Consider the following 19880-nt stretch of genomic DNA (forward strand, 5'->3'; position numbering starts at 1 on the left):
CCCTCCCCTCAAGGAGGAGGGAAAGCCTTCACAACCCTCCATATGCCGCCAGATACCAGGCTGAGCCGTCATGCACGGCTTCGGCCCACGTATTCGTCGCCAGGTTCTTCAGTCCGCCGAAGGACAGGCTGAACGCGCCGCCGCCGGTACGCGCCAGGCGGAAGCGGGCGCCGGCATAGGCGTTGGTCGCCGACAGCGTCACCGCACGATCGGCGGTGAGCGTGCCGGTATGGCGCTGCTCCTCGGCATTGGCCAGCACGGCAAGCGTGAAATCGGCATCGCTCGCCACCGCCTGCTGGCCGCCGCGCGACACGCGCCGCCAGGCCGCGCCGTCGGAATTGAGCTGCCCGCCGCCGCCCCCCAGGTCCGAGCAATGGATCATCTGCCCGGCGGGCGAAGCCGAGGGCAGGCTTGCGATCGTATAGGAGCGCAGCCGGAAATGGCGGTTTGCGTCGATCACCGGCACCGAGAACAGCGAGAGGCCCGACGCATGGTCGAGCGCCCCGGCCTCGGCGACCGACGTGCTGCCGTTGGGCGTCAGCTCGATCGTCCAGCGCGTGCCGCGCGCCGCGGCGCTGTGGTTCTCCGAGGCGCGGAAGGCGAGGCGGCCTGAGGTCACCGTGCCGATGGCGGTCCCGTCCCACGGGCGGACGATGAATTCCGCCATCAGCCCGGTATTGGTCATGAAGGCCGGCGATGCCAGGTTGCCGCGCGCCACATCCGCGGCAAAGGTCGCGTGGGTGGCATTGGTGTCGCGGTAGCTGATCAGCCTGAGCAGAGTCGCCGCAGCGTCCCGCGTGATGGTCAGCGACGCCCCGGACATCGACAGCGAGGCGTTCAGATTGAGCTGGTCGCCGATGGCAAGCTGGCCGGTCGCCTTGTCGACCGTCAGCGCCGTTGTCCAGGCCGTGCCGTCGGGCGAGACTTTCAGCGACAGATTGTCGTCGCCGATCAGCCCGAACTCGGCCCGGCCGGAGAAGCCAGTCTGCATCAGCAGCGACAGGACGTCGGCCGCGGTCTCCTTGTTCAGCGTGTAGCGAAGATCGCCGTCGCCACCCTCCGCGGCCGTTCTGGCCGTCCACAGAACCTTGTTGAGTTTTGCCGAAAAGGGATTGGCCGCGTCCGCCGTGGTGCCGATGCCGAGCAGGGAAAGCGACTGCAGGACATCGATCGCCGCCGGATAATCCACCCATGCCGAACCGCTCCAATGGACGAGCTTCGCTTCGTCGACGACGAAAACGAGCCAGCCGGGGTGCGGGGCGTAGAAGGCCCAGACGCCGTCGAGGCGATGCGCGATGCTGCCGGCCCGGCCGGTCCAGTCGCCCGACGCGCCGCTTGCCACGATGTAGCGGTCGCCGTTGGCGGGCGACGCCGGCGGCGCCGCGAGGTCGCGGTCGAGCACGCCCGGCTGCACCAGCGCGTCGAGCATGGCGATCGCCTCGTTGTGGGTGACGTGCTTCTGCGCCTGCGACGGCAGGATGTAGGGGAGAGCGAGATTGTCGGAAGTGTCCATGTCGGCGCCTCGTTGAACTCGGCACAAGCATGGGACGGGTTGCGGAGGAGGGGCAGCGCGGCGATGCGCCGGGCTCTTTCGGCATGGCGGCACGGCGCGGCGCCAGCCGGTCATACCGGCCAAGCGATTGAAATCAAAATCAATCCTGCCGAAGCAGTAATCGCCTGGACGTGTGCCCTCGCGGATTTTTTGTTCGCAAGGTCGATTTTTTGTCCCCTCTTTCGGGAACAAGCGGGCCTGTCCCGGGCGCTCTTATCCGGCGGCGAGCCTCACCTCCGCCACTCCGCCTCCGGGCGCAGCCGCGCTCAGCGCGGCGCGCGCTTGGCGAGGATGCGCTGCAGGGTGCGGCGGTGCATGTTGAGGCGCCGCGCCGTTTCCGAGACGTTGCGGTCGCACATCTCGTAGACGCGCTGGATGTGCTCCCAGCGCACGCGGTCGGCCGACATCGGGTTTTCCGGCGGGGCGGCGCGCTCGCCGCCGCTGCGCGTCAGCGCCGCGTAGATGTCGTCGGCGTCGGCCGGCTTGGACAGGTAGTCGATGGCGCCGAGCTTCACCGCCGTCACGGCGGTGGCGATGTTGCCGTAGCCGGTGAGGATGACGGCGCGCGCGTCGGCGCGGCTCTCGCGGATCGCCGCAACCACGTCTAGCCCGTTGCCGTCGCCGAGCCGCATGTCGACGACCGCATAGGCGGGCGCGCCGGCCTTCGCCTTGGCGACCGCCTCCTCGACGCTTTCGGCCGTGTCGACCGAGAAGCCGCGCGCCTCCATGGCGCGCGCCAGCCGGGTCAGGAACGGCTTGTCGTCGTCGACCAGCAGCAGCGATGCGTCCTGCCCGATGCCGGTATCGGTGATCGTCTCTTCGGCCATCATCGGCGCCTTACCCTTTCATCTGTCTTGTTCTTGCCACGATATAGCCATTCGGGGCCCGGAATGCCACATCAGGCGGTATCGTGCATGATGTCGGGGGCGGGACGCCGGCTGACGAACTGGTCGCGCCGCCACGAGACCTGCGCCACCGCGCCCATGCCGCGCTCGTTGGCGTTGAAGAAGGAGAGGCCGGCGCCGGAGCGCTCCAGCAGCGTCTTCGCGATGAACAGGCCGAGGCCGAGCCCGCCGCCGGGCTCCGGCCCCTGCCGCGTCGACATGTAGGGCTCGCCGATGCGGTCGAGGATCTCCGGGCGGAAGCCGGGGCCGTCGTCGACGACGTCGATCGTCACCGCCTCGTCGTTCCAGCGCCAGCGCACCGTGACGGTGCTCGCCGCGAAGTCGACGGCGTTCTCGACCAGATTGCCGAGTCCGTAGATGACGCCGGGATTGCGGTGGCCGACCGGCTCCTGGCCGATGCGCTCGCCCGGCTCCAGCCGGATGGCGATGCCGAAGTCGCGATGCGGGGCGATCACCTCCTCGATGAGCGAGGTCAGCGGCAGGCGGGCCATGTGGCCCTCGCTCTCCGACGACAGGCTGGTCAGCCGCTTGAGGATCTCGCGGCAGCGCTCGCTCTGCGAGCGCAGCAGCGTGACGTCCTCGCGGAACTTGGGATCGTTGCCGAGCGCCCGCTCCATCTCCTTGGCGACCACGGTGATGGTGGCGAGCGGCGTGCCGAGCTCGTGCGCGGCGGCAGCCGCCAGCCCGTCCAGCGCCGACAGATGCTGCTCGCGCTGCAGTACCAGCTCGGTCGCGGCGAGCGCATTGGCGAGCAGCCGCGCCTCCTCGGCGACCCGCCAGGCATAGACGGCGGTGAAGGTGATCGAGGAGAACAGCGCCACCCACATGCCGGCGACATAGACGAAGGGCATCGCCAGCCGCTCGCCCTCCACCCAGGGCAACGGCATGTGGCGGAACACCAGCACCGTCGCCATCGCCATCACCAGGGCGCCGAGCGCCGCGGTCATCTTCAGCGGCAGGGTGGTGGCCGAGATGACCACGGGCACGGTGAGCAGCAGCGAGAACGGATTGGTGAGCCCGCCGGTGACATAGAGCAGGCCGGCGAGCTGCAGGGAATCGAACAGCAGCGTGGCCAGGGCCGAATTGGGGGGCAGCCGATGCGTCGACGGAAAGCGGAAGGTGAGGAACAGGTTGAGCCAGGCCGAGCAGGCGATCAGCGCGAAGCACAGGCTGACCGGCAGAGGGAACTGCAGCCAGTAGGCGACCACGATGACCGCGACGCTCTGGCCGGCGATCGCCAGCCAGCGCAGCCGGATCAGCGTGTTCAGCCTGAGCCGGTGCGTCTGCTCGAAGTCGGGGGTGGTGAAGGGTTTGATCATGCCGGTTTATCGCGCCGGAAGGGCGCTTGCGCCAAGCGCTATTTGACGCGGGGCTTTGCCCGGGCGGTAGCCATGGCGCGGGCTGGATCCTCCGGCCAGACATGCTTGGGATAGCGGCCGCGCATGTCGGCGCGCACGTCGGCCCAGGAACCGCGCCAGAAGGCGGGCAGGTCGCGCGTCGTCTGGATGGGTCGGTGCGCCGGCGACAAGAGCTCCAGCGTCAGCGGCATGCGGCCGTCGCCGATCGTCGGATGCGCGGTCAGGCCGAACAGTTCCTGCACGCGGATCGACAGCACCGGTATCTCGCCGTCGTAGCGGATCGGCACCCGGCTGCCCGAAGGAGCATCGAAATGCGTCGGCGCGGCCTTGTCGAGCCGCCGCTGCAGCTCGTGCGGAACGAGCGCTATCAGCGCTGCGGAAACGGCGCCGGGATCGATGCGGGAGAAGGCGGCCTCGCCGGTCAGGAACGGCAGCAGCCAGTCTTCCAGCGAAGCGAGCAGGGCGCCGACCGATACGTCCGGCCAGGGCGCGCCGACCGCCCGGTGCAGCCAGGAAAGGCGAGCGCGCAGCATCTCGGCGTCCTTGCCCCACGGCAGCAGCGCCAGCCCGTGCGCGCGCAGCGCATCGAGGATAGCCCGGTCGGCGTCGGCGCCTTTCGGCGGCGGCAGCATCCGCTCGGACAGCACCACGGCGCCGAGACGCACCGCCTCGCGGCTGCGCACCGCGCCGCGCTCGCGGTCGAACTCGGTGACGCGCCGCCGCTCCAGCCGGTCGCCGAGCACGGCGCGGATGGCCTCCTCGCCGACCGCAGCCGCCGCGGTGATGCGCGCGTTCTGCGCCTTGCCCTGCACGTCGGCCACCACCAGGAACGTCTCGCCGGCCAGCGGGTCCGCCGCGTCGAGCATCGCCCCGCCGCCGTTCGACAGCACGAAGCGGCCGCGCTCGCCGCGCGCCCTGGCGACCCTGTCCGGCCAGGCATGGAGGAGAAACGCGCCGGCACTTTCCTCCCCTTTCGAGGGGGAGGTGCCGCCAAAGGCGGCGGATGGGGTCGGGTGAGGCAGCGCGCCAGCTCCACCCTCCCCCTCGAGGGGAGGATCGGCGCGAAGCGCCGGGGTGGGGGTCGACCGCTCCAGCACTTCTCGGCTGGTTCCCCCACCTCTCGCGCTCATCGCTTCGCTCCGACCGCTCGCCCACCCTCCTCTCAAGGGGGAGGGTAAGGAGCGAGCCAGCCTGTCCGCCAGCTGCCGTGCCGCCGCTGCCCGCGGCGACTTCTCCGTCCGGAACCGCGCCAGCCGGCGCTCCAGGTCGGCGCTGTCGCCGCCCAGCCCGCGCTCGGTCAGCAGCACCGCGATCTCGGCCGCCTCACGGGCCGCCCCGTGCCGCGCCGCCTCCGCCACCATATGCGCCAGCCGCACCGGCAGCGCGAGCTTTCGCATCGCCGCGCCCGCCTCGGTGAGCCGGCCGTCGGCGTCGAGCGCATGCAGCGCTTCGAGCAGCGCCCGCGCCTCGGCCAGGGCCGGCGCGGGCGGCGGATCGAGAAAGGCGAGCGCGCGCGGATCGGCGACGCCGAAGGCGGCGCAGTCGAGCAGCAGCGACGACAGGTCGGCCTCAAGGATTTCCGGCGTATTGTAGGGCGCGAGCGCCGCCGTCTGCTCGGCCCGCCACAAGCGGATGGCGACACCCGGCTGCGTGCGCCCGGCGCGCCCCGCCCGCTGGTCGGCCGACGCCTTGCTGACGCGCACCGTCTCCAGCCGCGTCAGCCCGGAGGCCGGCTCGTAGCGCGGCACGCGCGACAGACCGGAATCGACGACCACCCGCACCCCGTCGATTGTGATCGAGGTCTCGGCGATCGAAGTCGCCAGCACCACCTTGCGCCGCCCCGCCGGCGCCGGCCTTATCGCCGCGTCCTGGGCGCGGGTGTCGAGTTGGCCGTAGAGCGGCACGATGTCGACATTCTCCGCGATACGTCCCTCCAGCCGCTCCGCCGTGCGAAGGATCTCGCGTTGGCCGGGCAGGAAGGCGAGCACGCTGCCCTCCTCGGTCGCCAGCGCCTCGCGCACCGCCGCGGCGACGCCATCCTCGACCGCCGTGCCGGGCGCCCGCTCGGCGTGGCGGATGTCGACGGGAAAGCTGCGGCCGGCGCTTTCGATCACCGGCGCATCGCCGAGCAGCTTTGCCACACGCGCCCCGTCCACCGTGGCCGACATCACCAGCAGCCTGATGTCGGGCCGCAGCGCGCCCTGCACGTCGAGCGCCAGGGCCAGCCCGAAATCGACGTCGAGCGAGCGCTCGTGGAACTCGTCGAACAGGATGGCGGCGATGCCCGGCAGTTCCGGATCGTCGAGGATCATGCGTGCGAGAATGCCCTCGGTGACGACGAGGATGCGCGTCCTGGCGGAGACCTTGCGTTCCATGCGCATGGCGTAGCCGACGGTGCCGCCCGGCTCATCGCCGAGGATTTGCGCCATGCGCCGCGCCGCCGCCCGGGCCGCCAGCCGGCGCGGCTCGAGCAGCAGGATGGTGCCGTCGCCGCGCCAGGGTGCCGACAGCAGCGCCGGCGGCACCAGCGTGGTCTTGCCGGCGCCGGGCGGCGCCACCAGCACGGCGCCGTTGCCCGTCTCCAGCGCGGCGAGCAGCGTCGGCAGCGCCTCGGTGACGGGCAGGACGGGGAGGTCGGCGATGTTCATGCGGATGCCAATCGGAAACTCACCGCGCATCGCACGCTCGGACCTGCCCAACTACGGCCCGTTCCATCCACTCCCGGCCCGCCCTCTCACACCTTCACCGCCTGCCGCACCCTTTCCTTGTCGCCGAACACGCGCAGGTAGCGGTCGATCTCGCGCGGGTCGCCGGTCGCCTTGGCGGGATTGTCGGAGAGCTTCACCGCCGGCCGGCCGTCGGCGCTGGTCACCTTGCACACCAGCGAGATGGCGTTGAGCCCGTCGGTCGGGATCGGCGCGCAGCCTTCGAAGTCGTTGGTGAGATTGGTGCCCCAGCCGAACGACATGCGTACCTTGCCCTCGAAATGACGATAGGTCTCGATGATGGACTCGACCTCCAGCCCGTCGGAGAAGATCAGCAGTTTTGTGCGCGGGTCTTTCCCCTTCTGCCGCCACCACGCCATGATGCGCTCGCCGCCCTCGATCGGTGGGGCGCTGTCGGGGCGGAAGCCGGTCCAGTCGGCCACCCAGTCGGGGGCATCGCGCAGGAAGGAGGCCGTGCCGAAGGCGTCGGGCAGCACGATCAGCAAATTGCCGCCATAATAGCGCTGCCAGTCCTGCAGCACGTGATAGGGCGAGCGCCTCAGCTCCTCCTCGCTGTCGGTGAGCGCGGCCAGCACCATCGGCAGCTCGTGTGCGTTGGTGCCCAGCGCCTCCAGGTCGGTGTCCATGGCGAGCTTGACGTTGCTGGTGCCGGTGAAGGCTTCGCCGATACCCTCTTTCAGCGCCTCCACGCACCAGCGCTGCCACAGGAAGGAGTGGCGCCGCCGCGTGCCGAAATCGGAGATGCGGATGTCGGGCAGCTTCTTCAGCCGCTCGGTCTTGTCCCACATCTTGGCCTTGGCGCGGGCATAGAGCACGTCGAGCGCGAACGGCGCGAAGGACTTCATGGCGGCGCGCGAGCGCAGCTCGTTGATGATCGCCAGCGCCGGGATCTCCCACATGGTGGTGTACATCCACGGGCCGGGGAACTCGAGCTCGAACTGGCCGTCCTTCTTGCGCAGCTCGTATTCCGGAAGCTGGAAACCCTCCAGCCAGGCCAGGAACTCCGGCGAGAAAATCTGCTTGCGGCCGTAGAAGGTGTTGCCGCCCAGCCAGATCATCTCCTTCTTGGAGAAGCGCAGCGTGCGGGCGTGGTCGAGCTGCGCCCGCAGTTCCTGCTCGTCGATCTCGTCGGCAAGACGCACCGTAGTCTTCCGGTTGATCAGCGAGAAGGTGGCGTCCACCTTCGGGTACATGCCCCAGATCATCTGCAGCATCAGAAGCTTGTAGAAATCCGTGTCGAGCAGGCTGCGCACGATCGGATCGAGCTTCCAGGTGTGGTTGTAGACGCGCCGGGCGATATCGGTCCTGGTCATCGGCCCTCTCGAACTCTCCTCCGCAGCCTTCACGGCTCACGCGCGCTATAGCATCGAAAAGTCCGGCATGCTTCAGGATATGTTTGGTCCTGTGGTGATGCCAGATTCGACAACTACCGGCGCTAGCCGGCCTGGACCTTGCCAGCGCGCCGCTTGCGGATGCTGATCTGGCCGGCGACCGCGACCCCGCCGGCGGCCATGCTCATGTCGCGCTCGGCGAACAGCCAGTCGATGAAGGTCTGCGCGGCCGGCGCGGCGCGTACGCCGCTGCGGCAGGCGACGTAGAAGGAATCCACCGCCGGCACCGACAGGTTGAACGGCGTGACCAGCAGCCCGCGCGCCAGAAGCCCGCTCGCCGTCACCGAATCGCCCAGCGCCACGCCGTGCCCATGCTGCGCCCCCTCGGTCGAAAGCCGCGCATCGCTGAAATGCAGCTGCGGCCCGCGCGCCAGATCGAGGGCGTCTGCCGCCGCCAGCCAGGTATGCCATTCGCGCCCGTCGTCGCCATGCAGCAGCACGTGGTCGGCGAGGTCGCGCACCGAGCGGATCGGGCGGTTGTTGATCAGCGACGGGCTGGCGACGGGGAAAAGCTCGAGGTCCGACCATTTCCGGAACCAGCAGCCGCTCCAGTCGCGGTCGCCATAGTGGACACACACGTCGATGTCGGGCGAACGCAGGTCGAGCGGATCGTTGGAGGCGTTCAGCTTCAGCCGGATGTTCGGATACTGCGCCACGAAGCCGCCGAGCCGCGGGATGAGCCACAGCGACAGCAGCGCCGGCACGCAGCTCACCGTCAGCGCGCCGGCGCCGGTCGGGCGCGCCATGCGCGCCGTCGCTGCGGCGATGCCGTCGAAGGCGCTGGTGACCGAGGGCAGCAGCTCGGCGCCCTGGAGCGTCAGTTTCAGGCGCTGGCCGGCGCGCTCGAACAACTGCACCTTGAGCATTGCCTCCAGCGCCTTGATCTGGTGACTCACGGCGCCATGGGTGACGCTGAGTTCGGACGCCGCCTTGGTCAGCGATCCGTGCCGGGCCGTGGCCTCGAAGGCCCGCAGCGGATTGAGCGGAGGCAGCCGGCGCGCCATGTCATGTCGTTCCTGTGAGAAATTCTCACAGACGAGGCTATAACAATATCAATTGATCTTTCAATCGCGTTGACGCAACCTAGCGGGAAAAGCAGAAAACCAGGGGAACGCGAGGACGGGCATCCGGCAACGGAAGCATGGATGCCCTCGGCATTCCGGCGTTCCCGCCATCGCGAACGAGGAGGAGGCCATGGGCTTCTCGGAAAGCAAGCTGGAGGCGCTGCGCCGCAAGTATGGCGAGAGCCACGGCGGCGAGTTGTTCAACCCGCAGTTCCGGCGCGTGGCCGACAAGATCTTCACCAAGAGCGGTACGCGGCTCGCCCCCTATTCCGGCATTCCGACCTTCCTCGCCGCGCCCTACATGCCGCTCGACAACGACCAGCCGGATTTCGGCGACCTGCAGGTGGCGATCCTCGGCGTGCCGATGGATCTCGGCGTCACCAACCGGCCGGGCTCGCGCTTCGGGCCGCGGGCGCTGCGCGCCATCGAGCGCATCGGCCCCTACAATCACGTGCTCGACTGCGCCCCGGTGCATGACCTGCGCGTCGCGGACATCGGCGATATCGCCTTCCAGAGCCGCTACCGGCTGGAGCTCAGCCACGAGGACATCGAACGGCGCGCCCGGCAGATCGTCGAGGCCGGCGTGATCCCGCTGTCGGTCGGCGGCGACCACTCGATCACCCACCCGATCCTCAAGGCCGTCGGTGCCAAACAGCCGGTCGGCATGATCCACATCGACGCCCATTGCGACACGGGCGGCGCCTTCGACCAGACGAAGTTCCATCATGGCGGGCCGTTCCGCAACGCGGTGCTGGACGGCGTGCTCGACCCGACCCGCACCATCCAGATCGGCATCCGCGGCTCGGCCGAGTATCTGTGGGAGTTCACCTACGAGTCCGGCATGACGGTGATCCACGCCGAGGAGGTGTCGGGCCTCGGCATCCCCGCCGTCATCGAGAAGGCCAGGAAGATCGTCGGCGACGGCCCGACCTACCTCTCCTTCGACGTCGACAGCCTCGACCCCGCCTTCGCGCCCGGCACCGGGACGCCCGAGGTCGGCGGCCTGACGACGCGCGAGGTGCTGGAGATCCTTCGCGGCCTCAAGGGGGTCAATCTGGTCGGCGGCGACGTCGTCGAAGTGGCCCCGCAATACGACTCCACCACCAACACCGCGCATGCCGGCGCGCAGGTGCTGTTCGAGATCCTGTCGCTGATGGTGTTCAGCCCGGCGATAACCGGTTCGCGTGACAGCGACGGTTGAAGAGGAGCCGCAGGGGGCAGTTTACGTTCCCGGATTTCCTCCCCCGCGACACAGCGCGGAACAACCACTAGACTGCAGACAAGGAACATGCCGGAAAACCGGCCGAAACAGAGGAGAACCAGAGATGAAAATCGAACTCACCCGGCGGACCGTGCTCGGCGCAGCGATCGCCGGCGCCGGCGCGCTCGCCATGCCGTCGGTCCTGCGCGCGCAGGACAAGTCGCTGAAGGTCGGCGTCTATGGCGGCTATTTCAAGAAATCCTTCGACGAGCACATCTTCCCGGAATTCACCAAGGCGAGCGGCATCGCGGTGGAATCGGTGGCCGAGCCGACCGGCGAGGCCTGGCTGGTGCAGCTCGAGCAGGCCGCCAAGGCCGGGCAGGCGCCGGCCGACGTGTCGATGATGTCGCAGACCTCGACGCTCAAGGGCCAGTCGACCGAATTGTGGACGCCGATCGACGACAAGAAGATCAAGAATTTCGCCGACCTGCTGCCGCAGTTCGTCAACAAATATCCGGACGGCCGCGTCGCCGGCATCGGTGCCGTCGCCTGGTACATCACGCTGGTCACCAACACCGACGCCTATCCGACCGCCCCGGATTCCTGGGCGGCCTTCTGGGATCCGGCCAATGCCGACAAGCTCGGCCTGCTGGCGCTGGTCTCCAACTCCTTCCTGCTGGAAGTTACAGCCGCAACCTTCTTCGGCGGTACCAACGCGCTCGACACCGAGGAAGGCCTGCTCAAGGCCTTTGACAAGCTCGCCGAGGTCAAGCCGAACGTGCGGCTCTGGTACCGCGACGAGGCGCAGTTCGAGCAGGCGCTGAAGTCGGGCGAGATCCCGATGGGCCAGTATTACCACGACGTCACCGGCCTCGCCGCGGCCGACGGCCAGCCGGTGCGCTCGACCTTCCCGAAAGAGGGCGGCATCCAGGACAGCGGCAACTGGGTCATCTCGCGCGCCTCGGAGAAAGCCGAGGAGGCGCATGTGTTCATCGACTACATGAGCCAGCCGTCGATCCAGGGCCTGATGTCGCGCAAGGTCGGCACGGCGCCGACGCTGAAGAAGGACAAGCTGGACCTGACCGCCGAGGAATTCGCGGCGGTGTCGTCGGAGATCGAGCCGATCCTGCCGCGCTACGACCTCTACACCACCAAGGCCGACTGGCTGAACCAGAAGTGGACGGAGATGATCGCGAGCTGAGGCGGGGAAGCGGACCTTGTCTCGATGCGGAGCTGGCGCTATCTTGCTGGAGTGGGAGCCAGGCTTTCGCCCGGCCCCCGTTTCCTAGCTTCTGAAGCGGACCCGGATCGAGATTTGCCAGCCCGTCCGGGTCCATTTCAGTTCCAGGGTGACGCTATATGGCCGAAACCACATGGCGCACCTCCAGTTCGAGAGCGAGGCCCGTCGCCGCGGTTGGGGTGGCCCATCCTCCCCAATGCGCCGGCTGGCTCGGCGCCCCTGCTTCCGCCCCCGAATTCTTTGCCGGCATCGATCTAAGCGCGAATCGCGCTGCTTGCCACCGATTGACTATTTGCAGGTCCTGAGGCGCAGCGAAGCCGCCTCATCCATCGGGATGCACCCATGTCCGGATTAGCGATCCAGTCCGTCACCAAACGCTTCGGCGACTTCAATGCTGTCGACGACGTCAGCCTGTCGGTGCCGCACGGCACCTTCGTCTGCCTGCTCGGGCCGTCGGGCTGCGGCAAGACCACGCTCTTGCGCATGGTCGCTGGCCTGGAGGAGCCGACCGCCGGGACGATCGCGCTCGACGGCGCCGACATCACCCAGGTGCCCACCCACAAGCGCAATTTCGGCATGGTCTTCCAGTCGCTGGCGCTGTTCCCGCATCTGTCGGTCGGCGACAACATCGCCTATGCGCTACGCATCCGCGGCGCGCCGAAGGACGAGCAGAAGAAGCGAGCCGACGAGTTGCTGAAGCTGGTGCACCTGCCCGGCTTCGCCGACCGGCCGGTGGCGAAGCTCTCCGGCGGCCAGCGCCAGCGCGTCGCCATCGCCCGGGCGCTGGCACTGTCGCCAAAACTGTTCCTGCTCGACGAGCCGATGTCGGCACTCGACGCGAAGCTGCGCGAATCCATGCAGGTGGAATTGCGCCAGCTGCAGCAGCGCCTCGGCATCACCACCATCGTCGTCACCCACGACCAGCGCGAGGCCATGACCATGGCCGACCTCGTCGTCGTCATGGGCGAGGGCCGCATCCGCCAGGCCGCGGCGCCGATCGAGATCTACCGCAAGCCCGCCGACGCCTTCGTCGCCGACTTCATCGGCTCGACCAATTTGCTGGAGGCGGTCGCCGATTCCGCCGGGCGCGCCACCATCCTCGGCGGCGCCGTTGCCGGCCTCGCCCTGCCCTCGGGTGTGGCGAAAGCGTCCGTGTCGATCCGGCCGGAGGACGTGCGGCTCGGCGCGCCAGGCTCCGGCGCCGTCGACGGTACGGTGACCTTCGTGCGCGACCTCGGCGCCACCATCGAGACCTATGTGGAAACGGCCGGCACCACCATCGTCGCCGTCACCACCCCGCGTGAGCGCGTCGACGTCGCGGCGGGAGACAAGGTCGGCGTCATCCTGCCTGCCGAAAGCTGCGTGGTGGTGAAGTCATGAGCGCCGCGTTAGAACAACGCCCCTTATCGCATTTGGCAAACGGCAAGGAATTCGGTCGCCTCGTACCCCCACCCCTAACCCCTCCCCACAAGGGGGAGGGGGACTTTGCTGCTGCTCCATGCGAAACGGTCGACGATTGGCGCCTGGCGGAAATGCTGGCCAGTTCCCCTCCCCCTTGTGGGGAGGGGTTAGGGGTGGGGGTGTTTTCATATGCGATTGCGCGGCCTCGAGAGGAAGAGGTTAGGGGTGGGGGTATCTTCCGTTCGGAGCGCCTGCCATGAAACGCGAGCCCCCAAAAAACCTCGCAGACTACACGCCGCTTTTCTTCCCGGCGGTGATGCTGATCGTCTTCTTCGTCATCCCCTTCTCGACGATGATCGCCGTCAGCTTCTTCCGGCGCGACCCCGCGGGTTTCTACAAGCCGGATTTCGTGTTCGACAACTACGCCCGCTTCCTGTCGCTGTTCTTCGCCAACATCCTCGGCTTCTCGCTGATGCTGGCGGTGCTGGTGGCGATCGTCTGCGTCGTCGTCGCCTTCCCCTTCACCTATCTGCTGACGAAACAGTCGCGCAAGGTGCAGACCATCTGGCTGGTCTGCCTGCTCTCGGTGCTGTCGCTGTCGGAGGTCATCATCGGCTTCGCCTGGTCGACGCTGTTCTCGCGCACCGCCGGTATCACCAACCTCGCCGTCTGGCTGGGGCTGATGGACAAGCCCGTGGCGCTGCTGCCCTCCTTCGGCGCGGTGCTCACCGGCATGGTCTACCAGGCGCTGCCCTACACCATCCTGGTGCTGTACCCCGCCCTCGTGCGGCTCGACCCGACGCTGACCGAGGCGGCGCGCACGCTCGGCTCCTCGCCGGTGCGCGCCTTCCTCAACGTGGTGCTGCCGGCGCTGCGCAACACGGTGGTGGCCACACTCATCATGGTGTTCGTCTTCGCGCTCGGCTCCTACCTGCTGCCGCAGCTGCTCGGCCGGCCGCAGCACTGGACGCTGTCCGTGCACATCACCGACCAGGCGATCTACCAGTCGAACATGCCGTTCGCGGCGGCGATGGCGGTGTTCCTGGTGCTGATCTCGTTGGCGCTGGTCGGCCTGACGCTGCTCGCCGGGCGCAGGGAGAACGCGCTATGACCGGGACCATCCTGCGCCGGCTCGGCTTCTTCGCCGTCGCCCTGTTCATGGCCCTGCCGCTGATCGTCGTGGCGGGCGTCTCCGTCAACGAGAAGCAGGACCTCACCTTCCCGCCGGTCGGCTTCTCGCTTTCCTGGTACGGACAGATTTTCGCCGACCCGGAATGGCGGCGGGCGCTGATCTCGTCGCTGCTGCTTGCCGTCAGCGCCGCGGCGATCGCGGTCGCCATCGCGCTGCCGCTCGCCTGGTTCCTGTGGCGCCGCATCGCGCCGTGGGCCAACATCTTCCAGCTTCTCGGCGTCGCGCCCTTCATCCTGCCGCCGGTCATCACCGCGCTCGGGCTGCTGACCTTCTGGGCCACCAGCGGCCTCTACGGCCAGCCTTGGACGGCGGCGATCAGCCACGGCATCTTCTTCGTCACCCTGCCGCTGGTGACGCTGTCGCTGGGTTTCGCCTCGATCGACCGCTCGCTGGTCGAGGCCGCCTCCACCATGGGCGCCGACGACCGCACGGTGCTGAAAACCGTCGTGCTGCCGCTGATCCTGCCTTACCTCGTCTCCGGGTACGCCTTCGCCTTCGTGCTGTCGCTCAACGAATATATCGTCGCCTACATGACCGTCGGCTTCACCGTCGAGACGCTGCCGATCAAGATCTTCAACGCGCTGCGCTACGGCTACACGCCGACCATGGCGGCCGTGTCGATCTTCTTCGTGGCCATCGCGGCGATCGTCTTCGGCCTGATCGGCCGCTTCGGCGACATCCGTAAACTGCTCGGCGCGATGGGCGGTTAGCCTCCTTCTTCGTCGTTTTCGGGGAGAAGGTTCCGTCGTCCCTCACATCCGTTGTGGGAGGTTTACCCGCCTCGGCACCTCCTCATCGAGGTCTATCGCATATGGGATTTCAGCAACGCTGCTCGGGCCTGCACCCCCACCCCTAGCCCCTCCCCACAAGGGGGAGGGGGACTTTGCGGCCGCTATGCCATGCGAAACAGTCGATGCTTGACGCCGGGCGGCGACGCGAGTTGGTTCCCCTCCCCCTTGTGGGGAGGGGTTAGGGGTGGGGGTGCGAGGCCACCGAATTCCTCACCATTGCCACATGCGATGCCCCAAAGGGGCTCGAAGAGGGCGGAGGGGTGATCAGCCCAGGCCTACCCGAACGCCCGTCTCTCGTCCGCCAGGCCCAGTCGGTCGCGGCGCAGCCAGCGCGACAGCAGCAGCACGGCGACCACGGGCAGGCCGGCGCACAGGCCGGTCCAGATGCCTGCGCCCTGAAATCCCAGCGGGAAGGCGAGCAGCACGCCGAGCGGCAGGCCGATGCCCCAATAGCCGAGCGCCGCGAACAGCATCGGCACCTTGGTGTCGTGCAGGCCGCGCAGCATGCCGGCGCCGACCGCCTGGGCGCCGTCGGCCACCTGGAACAGCGCCGCGAAGGCGAGGAAGGTGACCGCGAGTGCCACCACCTCCGCATTGCCCGGGTCGCCGGCATCGATGAAGGCGCCGATCAGCGGGCGCGGCACGGTGACCATGATCAATGCCATTAGTGCCATGAAGCCGACGCCCATGACGAAGGCGGTCCAGCCGGCGCGGCCGATGCCGTCGGGATCGCGCGCGCCGAAGGCGAGGCCGACGCGCACCGTCACCGCCTGGCTCAGCCCGAGCGGCACCATGAAGGAGATCGAGGCGAGCTGGATGGCGATGGCATGGGCGGCGAGAGCGGCCGACGAGATCAGCCCCATCAGCAGTGCCGCCGCGTTGAAGATGGTCACCTCGAAGGCGAGGATGCCGCCGATCGGCAGGCCGAGCTTGAGCAGCGCCATGAAGCGCGGCCAGTCGGCCCGCCAGAAGCGGCCGAACAGCCGATAGCGGCGGAACCGCCGCTCGATCGTCACCACCGCCGCCATGCCCAGAAACATCAGCAGGCTCGACAGCGTCGTCGCCGCTCCCGCGCCGGCGATGCCCATCGTCGGGAAGCCGAGATTGCCGAACATCAGGCACCAGTTGGCGAGCACGTTGAAGGCGACCGCCGCGAAGACGATGACCAGCGCCCAGCCCGGCCGCTCCAGCGCCGAGATGAAGGAGCGCAGCACGATGTAGCCGTAGAAGGGCAGCACCGCCCATTGCAGCCAGACCATGTATTGGCCGGCCAGTTCCGCCAGCGCCGGGTCCTGCCCCATCCAGACGAGCATGGCTTCCGTGTTCCACAGGAACAGCCAGATAGGGATCGATACGAGCCCGGCCAGCCACAGCCCCTGCCGCACGGTGCGGCGCACGTCGCGCACCGAGTGGCGCTTGCGGCCGAGCTCGGTAGCGATCATCGGCGACGTCGCCAGGATCAGGCCGAGCCCGAAGATCAGCGGCATGAAATAGAGATTGGAGCCGAGCGCGCCGGCTGCCAGCGCCTGCGGGCCGAGCCGCCCCATCATCATCACGTCGGTGGCGTTCATCGCCGTCTGGCCGAGATTGGTGAGGATCATCGGCCAGGCCAGCGACAGCATCGCGCGCGCTTCGCCGCGCCAGGGGCTTTCCGGCGCTTTCACGCCGGCCTGCGTCATCGTCATTGCTCTTACTTTCACAGCGTCGGGCGCGACGAGATCGTCAAGCGCCACGCATCCCGCGAAACGGCGGGCTATCCTAGTGAACGCGCCTGTGACCGATATTTGTGGCGAAGGCAAGGTCCGCCGGCATGGGTTCGATTGAGCCAAGGGCGCGATGCGCCGCTGGATCCTGCTTGCGGTGCGTCCTTCGAGGCTCGCCCTTCGAGAGTTCGGCCCCCAAAGCCTCCGCCCCGCGGGCTCGCACCTCAGATGCGAGCCCGGACGATCCTCGAATGTGTCCACCGGCCACGGCGGGCGAGCCTCGAAGGACGCACCCTGGCGAAAAAGCGTGGCCGGACAAATCGCTTCAGAAATCCTCCCTTACTTCTTCTTCGCCAGCAATGCCTTCGCCGCCTTCGGTCCGAGCGCCGCCGGACGCTCGCAGGTCGTCGTCATCTCCACGAATTTTCCGGTCTCGCCGGCCTTGAGGATGCCGGTCATCACCTCGACGGCGTGCAGCGCCAGCTCCATCGAGCAGCGGTGCGGCCGGCCTTCGGCAATGGCGATGGCCATGTCGGCGAGGCCGACGGTGCGATAGTTGGCCATCATGCCGATCGAATGCTTCTGGTTGGGCACGCCGAGCGGATGCTCCCATTTCGGCATCTTCTTGATCGCCGAGGCCTGCCTGGTGAAGGTGACCTGGCCGCCGAAGAAGTTGGGATCGGGCACATGGATGGTGCCTTCCTCGCCATAGAGTTCCATCGGCTTGTGGCTGTGGTTCCATACGTCCCAACTGGAATTCAGCGTCACCACCGCGCCATTCTCGAATTCCGCGAGGGCATGGATGGTGGTCGGGGTCGTCACCTTGATCTTCTCGCCGAAGCGCGGCTTCGAGGTGATGGTGCGCTCCGGCGAGGGCGTAGAGGAGATGGCGGCGACGCGTTTCACCGGGCCGATGAGCTGGATCAGGTTGGTGACGTAGTAGGGGCCGACGTCGAGCACCGGGCCGGCGCCGGGCTGGAAGAAGAAGTCCGGGTTCGGGTGCCAGTGCTCCATGCCGTGGCTCATCACGAAGGCGGTACCGCTGGTGATCCTGCCGACCTTGCCGCTGTCGATGATATCGCGGGCGAGCTGGTGCGCGCCGCCGAGGAAGGTGTCCGGCGCCGAGCCGATGCGCAGCTTCTTCTTCTCGGCGCGCGTCTTGAGGTCGGCACCCTCCTTGACGGTCAGCACGAACGGCTTTTCGGAATAGACGTGCTTGCCGGCGTCAAGGATCTCCTTCGATACCGCGTAGTGGACCGCCGGCACCGTCAGGTTGACGACGATGTCGATGTCATCGGCCTTGAGCAGGTCCTCCACCGTCTCGGCGCGCACCTTGAACTCCTTGGCGCGCGCCTTGGCCACGTCCATGTTGATGTCGGCGCAGGCCTTCATGGTGAAGCCGCGGAAGAGCGGCGCGAGCGAGAAATAGGCCGCGGAGATGTTGCCGCAGCCGATCACCCCCACTCCAAGCTTTTTTGCCATATGCGTGTCCCTCAAAAACTGCTGACCGCCGCGATCGACCGGCTGGCGAAGCGCCGGAAGTCGTTCGGGTTGTCCTGTTCCATGATGTAATATTTTGCCGGCGTCCTGGCCTTCAGCGTCGCCAGCAGGCCTTTCCAGTCCACCGTGCCGTGGCCGACATCCGACCAGCCGTCCTCGTCGGCGTTCTCGCCGGCCGGGGCGATGTCCTTGACGTGCACGGCGACGATGCGCTGGCCATGCTCGCCGATCCACTTCAGCGGGTCGGCGCCGCCGCGGATGACCCAGGCAACGTCGATCTCCCAGCCGAGATCGGGCGCGCCCTCGAAAATCCGGTCCTGCGGGGTCGAGCCGTCGGCAAGCGGCTGGAACTCGAAGTCGTGATTGTGCCAGGCGAAGGCCAAGCCGGCGTCCTCAGCCCGCTTGGCAACCGCCGCCAGCCGCTTGCCGAAGCCGCGCCAGCCCTCGGCATCGGTCGGCCGGTCGGGCGCCTGCAGATAGGGGCAGGCGATCAGCTTCATGCCGAGCGTCCTGGCGATCGTCTCCGCCATGCCGAAATCGGTCTCCAGCATGTCGATCGGGAAATGCCCGCTCGGCATGGCAAGACCGTTCCTGTCGAGATCGGCGCGGAAGGCCGACGGCTCGGCATAGACGCCACCGAAACCCTCGACCTGCTTGTAGCCGAGTTCGCCGAGCGTCCTCAGCACGTCGGACCAGGGCTGGAAGTTGCGGGCGCTGTAGAGTTGGAAGGACCAGGTCATCGGAACATTCCCATTGCTGTCGAAGGGTGTCAGAGGCGGACGCCGGTATCGGCGTCGAAGAGCGAGGCGCGCAGCGGATCGAAGCCGATCACGATCTGATCGCCGACGGTCGGCGCACGCTCGGAGGAGACGCGCACGGTAAAATTCTGGCCGGCAAGCCTGGCCCACACCAGCGTGTCGGAGCCCATCGGCTCGACCACCTCGACCGTCGTGGCGGAGGAGAACGGCCAGCCGGTGCCGCTGTTCAGGCCGACATGCTCGGGCCGCATGCCGAACACTGCCGGGCCGGGGCGGAAGCCGGCCGCGTCGAAGGCGTAGGTCGCGAGCGGGATATCCAGCCCGTCGGCGACGAAGCGCGGCTGGCCGTCGCGCGGCTCCAGCCGGCCTTCCAGGAAATTCATGCCGGGCGAGCCGATGAAGCCGGCGACGAAGCGGTTGACCGGCTTGCCGTAGATCGCCTGCGGCGCGTCGAGCTGCTGGATCAGCCCGCCCTTCATCACCGCGATGCGGTCGGCCAGCGTCATCGCCTCGATCTGGTCGTGGGTGACGTAGATCATGGTGTTGCCGAGCTTCTGGTGCAGCCGCTTGATCTCGACCCTCAGCTCCGAGCGCAGCTTTGCGTCGAGGTTGCTGAGCGGCTCGTCGAACAGGAAGACGTCGACGTCGCGCACCAGCGCCCGGCCGATCGCCACGCGCTGGCGCTGGCCGCCCGACAGCGCCGCCGGCCGGCGCTTGAGCAGCGGCTCGATCTGCAGGATGGAGGCGGCGCGGGCGATGCGCCTGGCGATCTCGTCCTTCGGCAGGCCGGCATTCTTAAGGCCGAAGGAGAGATTCCCCTCCACCGACATCTGCGGGTAGAGGGCGTAGGACTGGAACACCATGCCGATGCCGCGGTCCTTCGGCTCCTCCCAGGTGACGTTCTTGCCGTTGATGAAAATCTGCCCGGCCGACACGTCGAGCAGCCCGGCGATGCAGTTGAGCAGGGTCGACTTGCCGCAGCCCGACGGCCCGAGCAGCACGATGAACTCGCCTTCGGTCACGTCGAGATTGAGGGATTTCAGCACCTCGACGGCGCCGAAGTTGAGCGAGACGTCTTTGACCAGGACGCTCGTCATG

Annotated in this window: 15 protein-coding genes; 5 read left to right on the plus strand and 10 right to left on the minus strand. The window is 68.0% G+C overall.

Features of this window, described 5'->3' with window-relative positions; genetic code table 11:
• Positions 1-28: 28 nt before the first annotated feature.
• From AC5JDC_RS11060 to gcvA, 6 genes are all read right to left on the minus strand, one after another.
• Complete coding sequence (locus tag AC5JDC_RS11060; protein WP_495841397.1) at positions 29-1513, minus strand: DUF2793 domain-containing protein; 1485 nt, start codon at positions 1511-1513, stop codon at positions 29-31.
• A gap of 305 nt (positions 1514-1818) precedes the next feature.
• Positions 1819-2382, minus strand: a complete 564-nt coding sequence (locus AC5JDC_RS11065; protein WP_106772801.1) for an ActR/PrrA/RegA family redox response regulator transcription factor — start codon at positions 2380-2382, stop codon at positions 1819-1821.
• 68 nt (positions 2383-2450) lie between these two features.
• Positions 2451-3776 (minus strand): ActS/PrrB/RegB family redox-sensitive histidine kinase, encoded by a 1326-nt coding sequence (locus AC5JDC_RS11070; RefSeq protein WP_106772800.1) that lies wholly within the window; start codon positions 3774-3776, stop codon positions 2451-2453.
• A 38-nt stretch (positions 3777-3814) separates the two neighbouring features.
• Positions 3815-6463 (minus strand): ATP-dependent helicase HrpB, encoded by a 2649-nt coding sequence (gene hrpB, locus AC5JDC_RS11075; RefSeq protein WP_495841451.1) that lies wholly within the window; start codon positions 6461-6463, stop codon positions 3815-3817.
• An 86-nt stretch (positions 6464-6549) separates the two neighbouring features.
• Positions 6550-7854, minus strand: coding sequence for a nicotinate phosphoribosyltransferase (pncB, locus tag AC5JDC_RS11080; RefSeq protein ID WP_106772799.1), 1305 nt, complete (start codon positions 7852-7854; stop codon positions 6550-6552).
• A 122-nt stretch (positions 7855-7976) separates the two neighbouring features.
• Positions 7977-8936: a transcriptional regulator GcvA gene (gcvA, locus tag AC5JDC_RS11085; RefSeq protein WP_495841398.1), complete on the minus strand. Its 960-nt coding sequence runs from the start codon at positions 8934-8936 to the stop codon at positions 7977-7979.
• A 190-nt stretch (positions 8937-9126) separates the two neighbouring features.
• On the opposite strand from gcvA, the gene speB reads away from it, so the two are divergent.
• The 5 genes from speB (at position 9127) to AC5JDC_RS11110 (ending at position 14740) form a co-directional block, all read left to right on the plus strand.
• Positions 9127-10197, plus strand: a complete 1071-nt coding sequence (gene speB / locus AC5JDC_RS11090; RefSeq protein WP_495841399.1) for an agmatinase — start codon at positions 9127-9129, stop codon at positions 10195-10197.
• A gap of 124 nt (positions 10198-10321) precedes the next feature.
• The gene (locus AC5JDC_RS11095; RefSeq protein WP_495841400.1) at positions 10322-11398 is read left to right on the plus strand and encodes an ABC transporter substrate-binding protein; all 1077 of its coding nucleotides are present in this window, start codon (positions 10322-10324) and stop codon (positions 11396-11398) included.
• 381 nt (positions 11399-11779) lie between these two features.
• Entirely contained in the window at positions 11780-12817 is a 1038-nt protein-coding gene (locus AC5JDC_RS11100; protein WP_495841401.1) for an ABC transporter ATP-binding protein, read from the plus strand.
• 277 nt (positions 12818-13094) lie between these two features.
• Positions 13095-13949, plus strand: coding sequence for an ABC transporter permease (locus tag AC5JDC_RS11105; RefSeq protein WP_495841402.1), 855 nt, complete (start codon positions 13095-13097; stop codon positions 13947-13949).
• Positions 13946-14740, plus strand: coding sequence for an ABC transporter permease (locus AC5JDC_RS11110; RefSeq protein ID WP_495841403.1), 795 nt, complete (start codon positions 13946-13948; stop codon positions 14738-14740). The genes AC5JDC_RS11105 and AC5JDC_RS11110 overlap by 4 nt, the downstream gene beginning before the upstream one ends.
• Positions 14741-15096: 356 nt before the next feature.
• Here AC5JDC_RS11110 and AC5JDC_RS11115 read toward each other — a convergent pair whose 3' ends face one another.
• The 4 genes from AC5JDC_RS11115 to AC5JDC_RS11130 form a co-directional block, all read right to left on the minus strand.
• Complete coding sequence (locus AC5JDC_RS11115; RefSeq protein ID WP_495841452.1) at positions 15097-16500, minus strand: MATE family efflux transporter; 1404 nt, start codon at positions 16498-16500, stop codon at positions 15097-15099.
• A 363-nt stretch (positions 16501-16863) separates the two neighbouring features.
• Positions 16864-18006, minus strand: coding sequence for a Gfo/Idh/MocA family protein (locus AC5JDC_RS11120; RefSeq protein WP_495841404.1), 1143 nt, complete (start codon positions 18004-18006; stop codon positions 16864-16866).
• 11 nt (positions 18007-18017) lie between these two features.
• On the minus strand, positions 18018-18764 hold the full coding sequence (locus tag AC5JDC_RS11125) for a sugar phosphate isomerase/epimerase family protein (protein WP_495841405.1): 747 nt from the start codon (positions 18762-18764) through the stop codon (positions 18018-18020).
• Positions 18765-18793: 29 nt separating this feature from the next.
• A complete protein-coding gene (locus AC5JDC_RS11130) occupies positions 18794-19879 on the minus strand; it encodes an ABC transporter ATP-binding protein (protein WP_495841406.1) in 1086 nt (361 codons plus the stop codon).
• Position 19880 lies beyond the last annotated feature (1 nt).

This window comes from Kumtagia sp. (assembly GCF_059502445.1).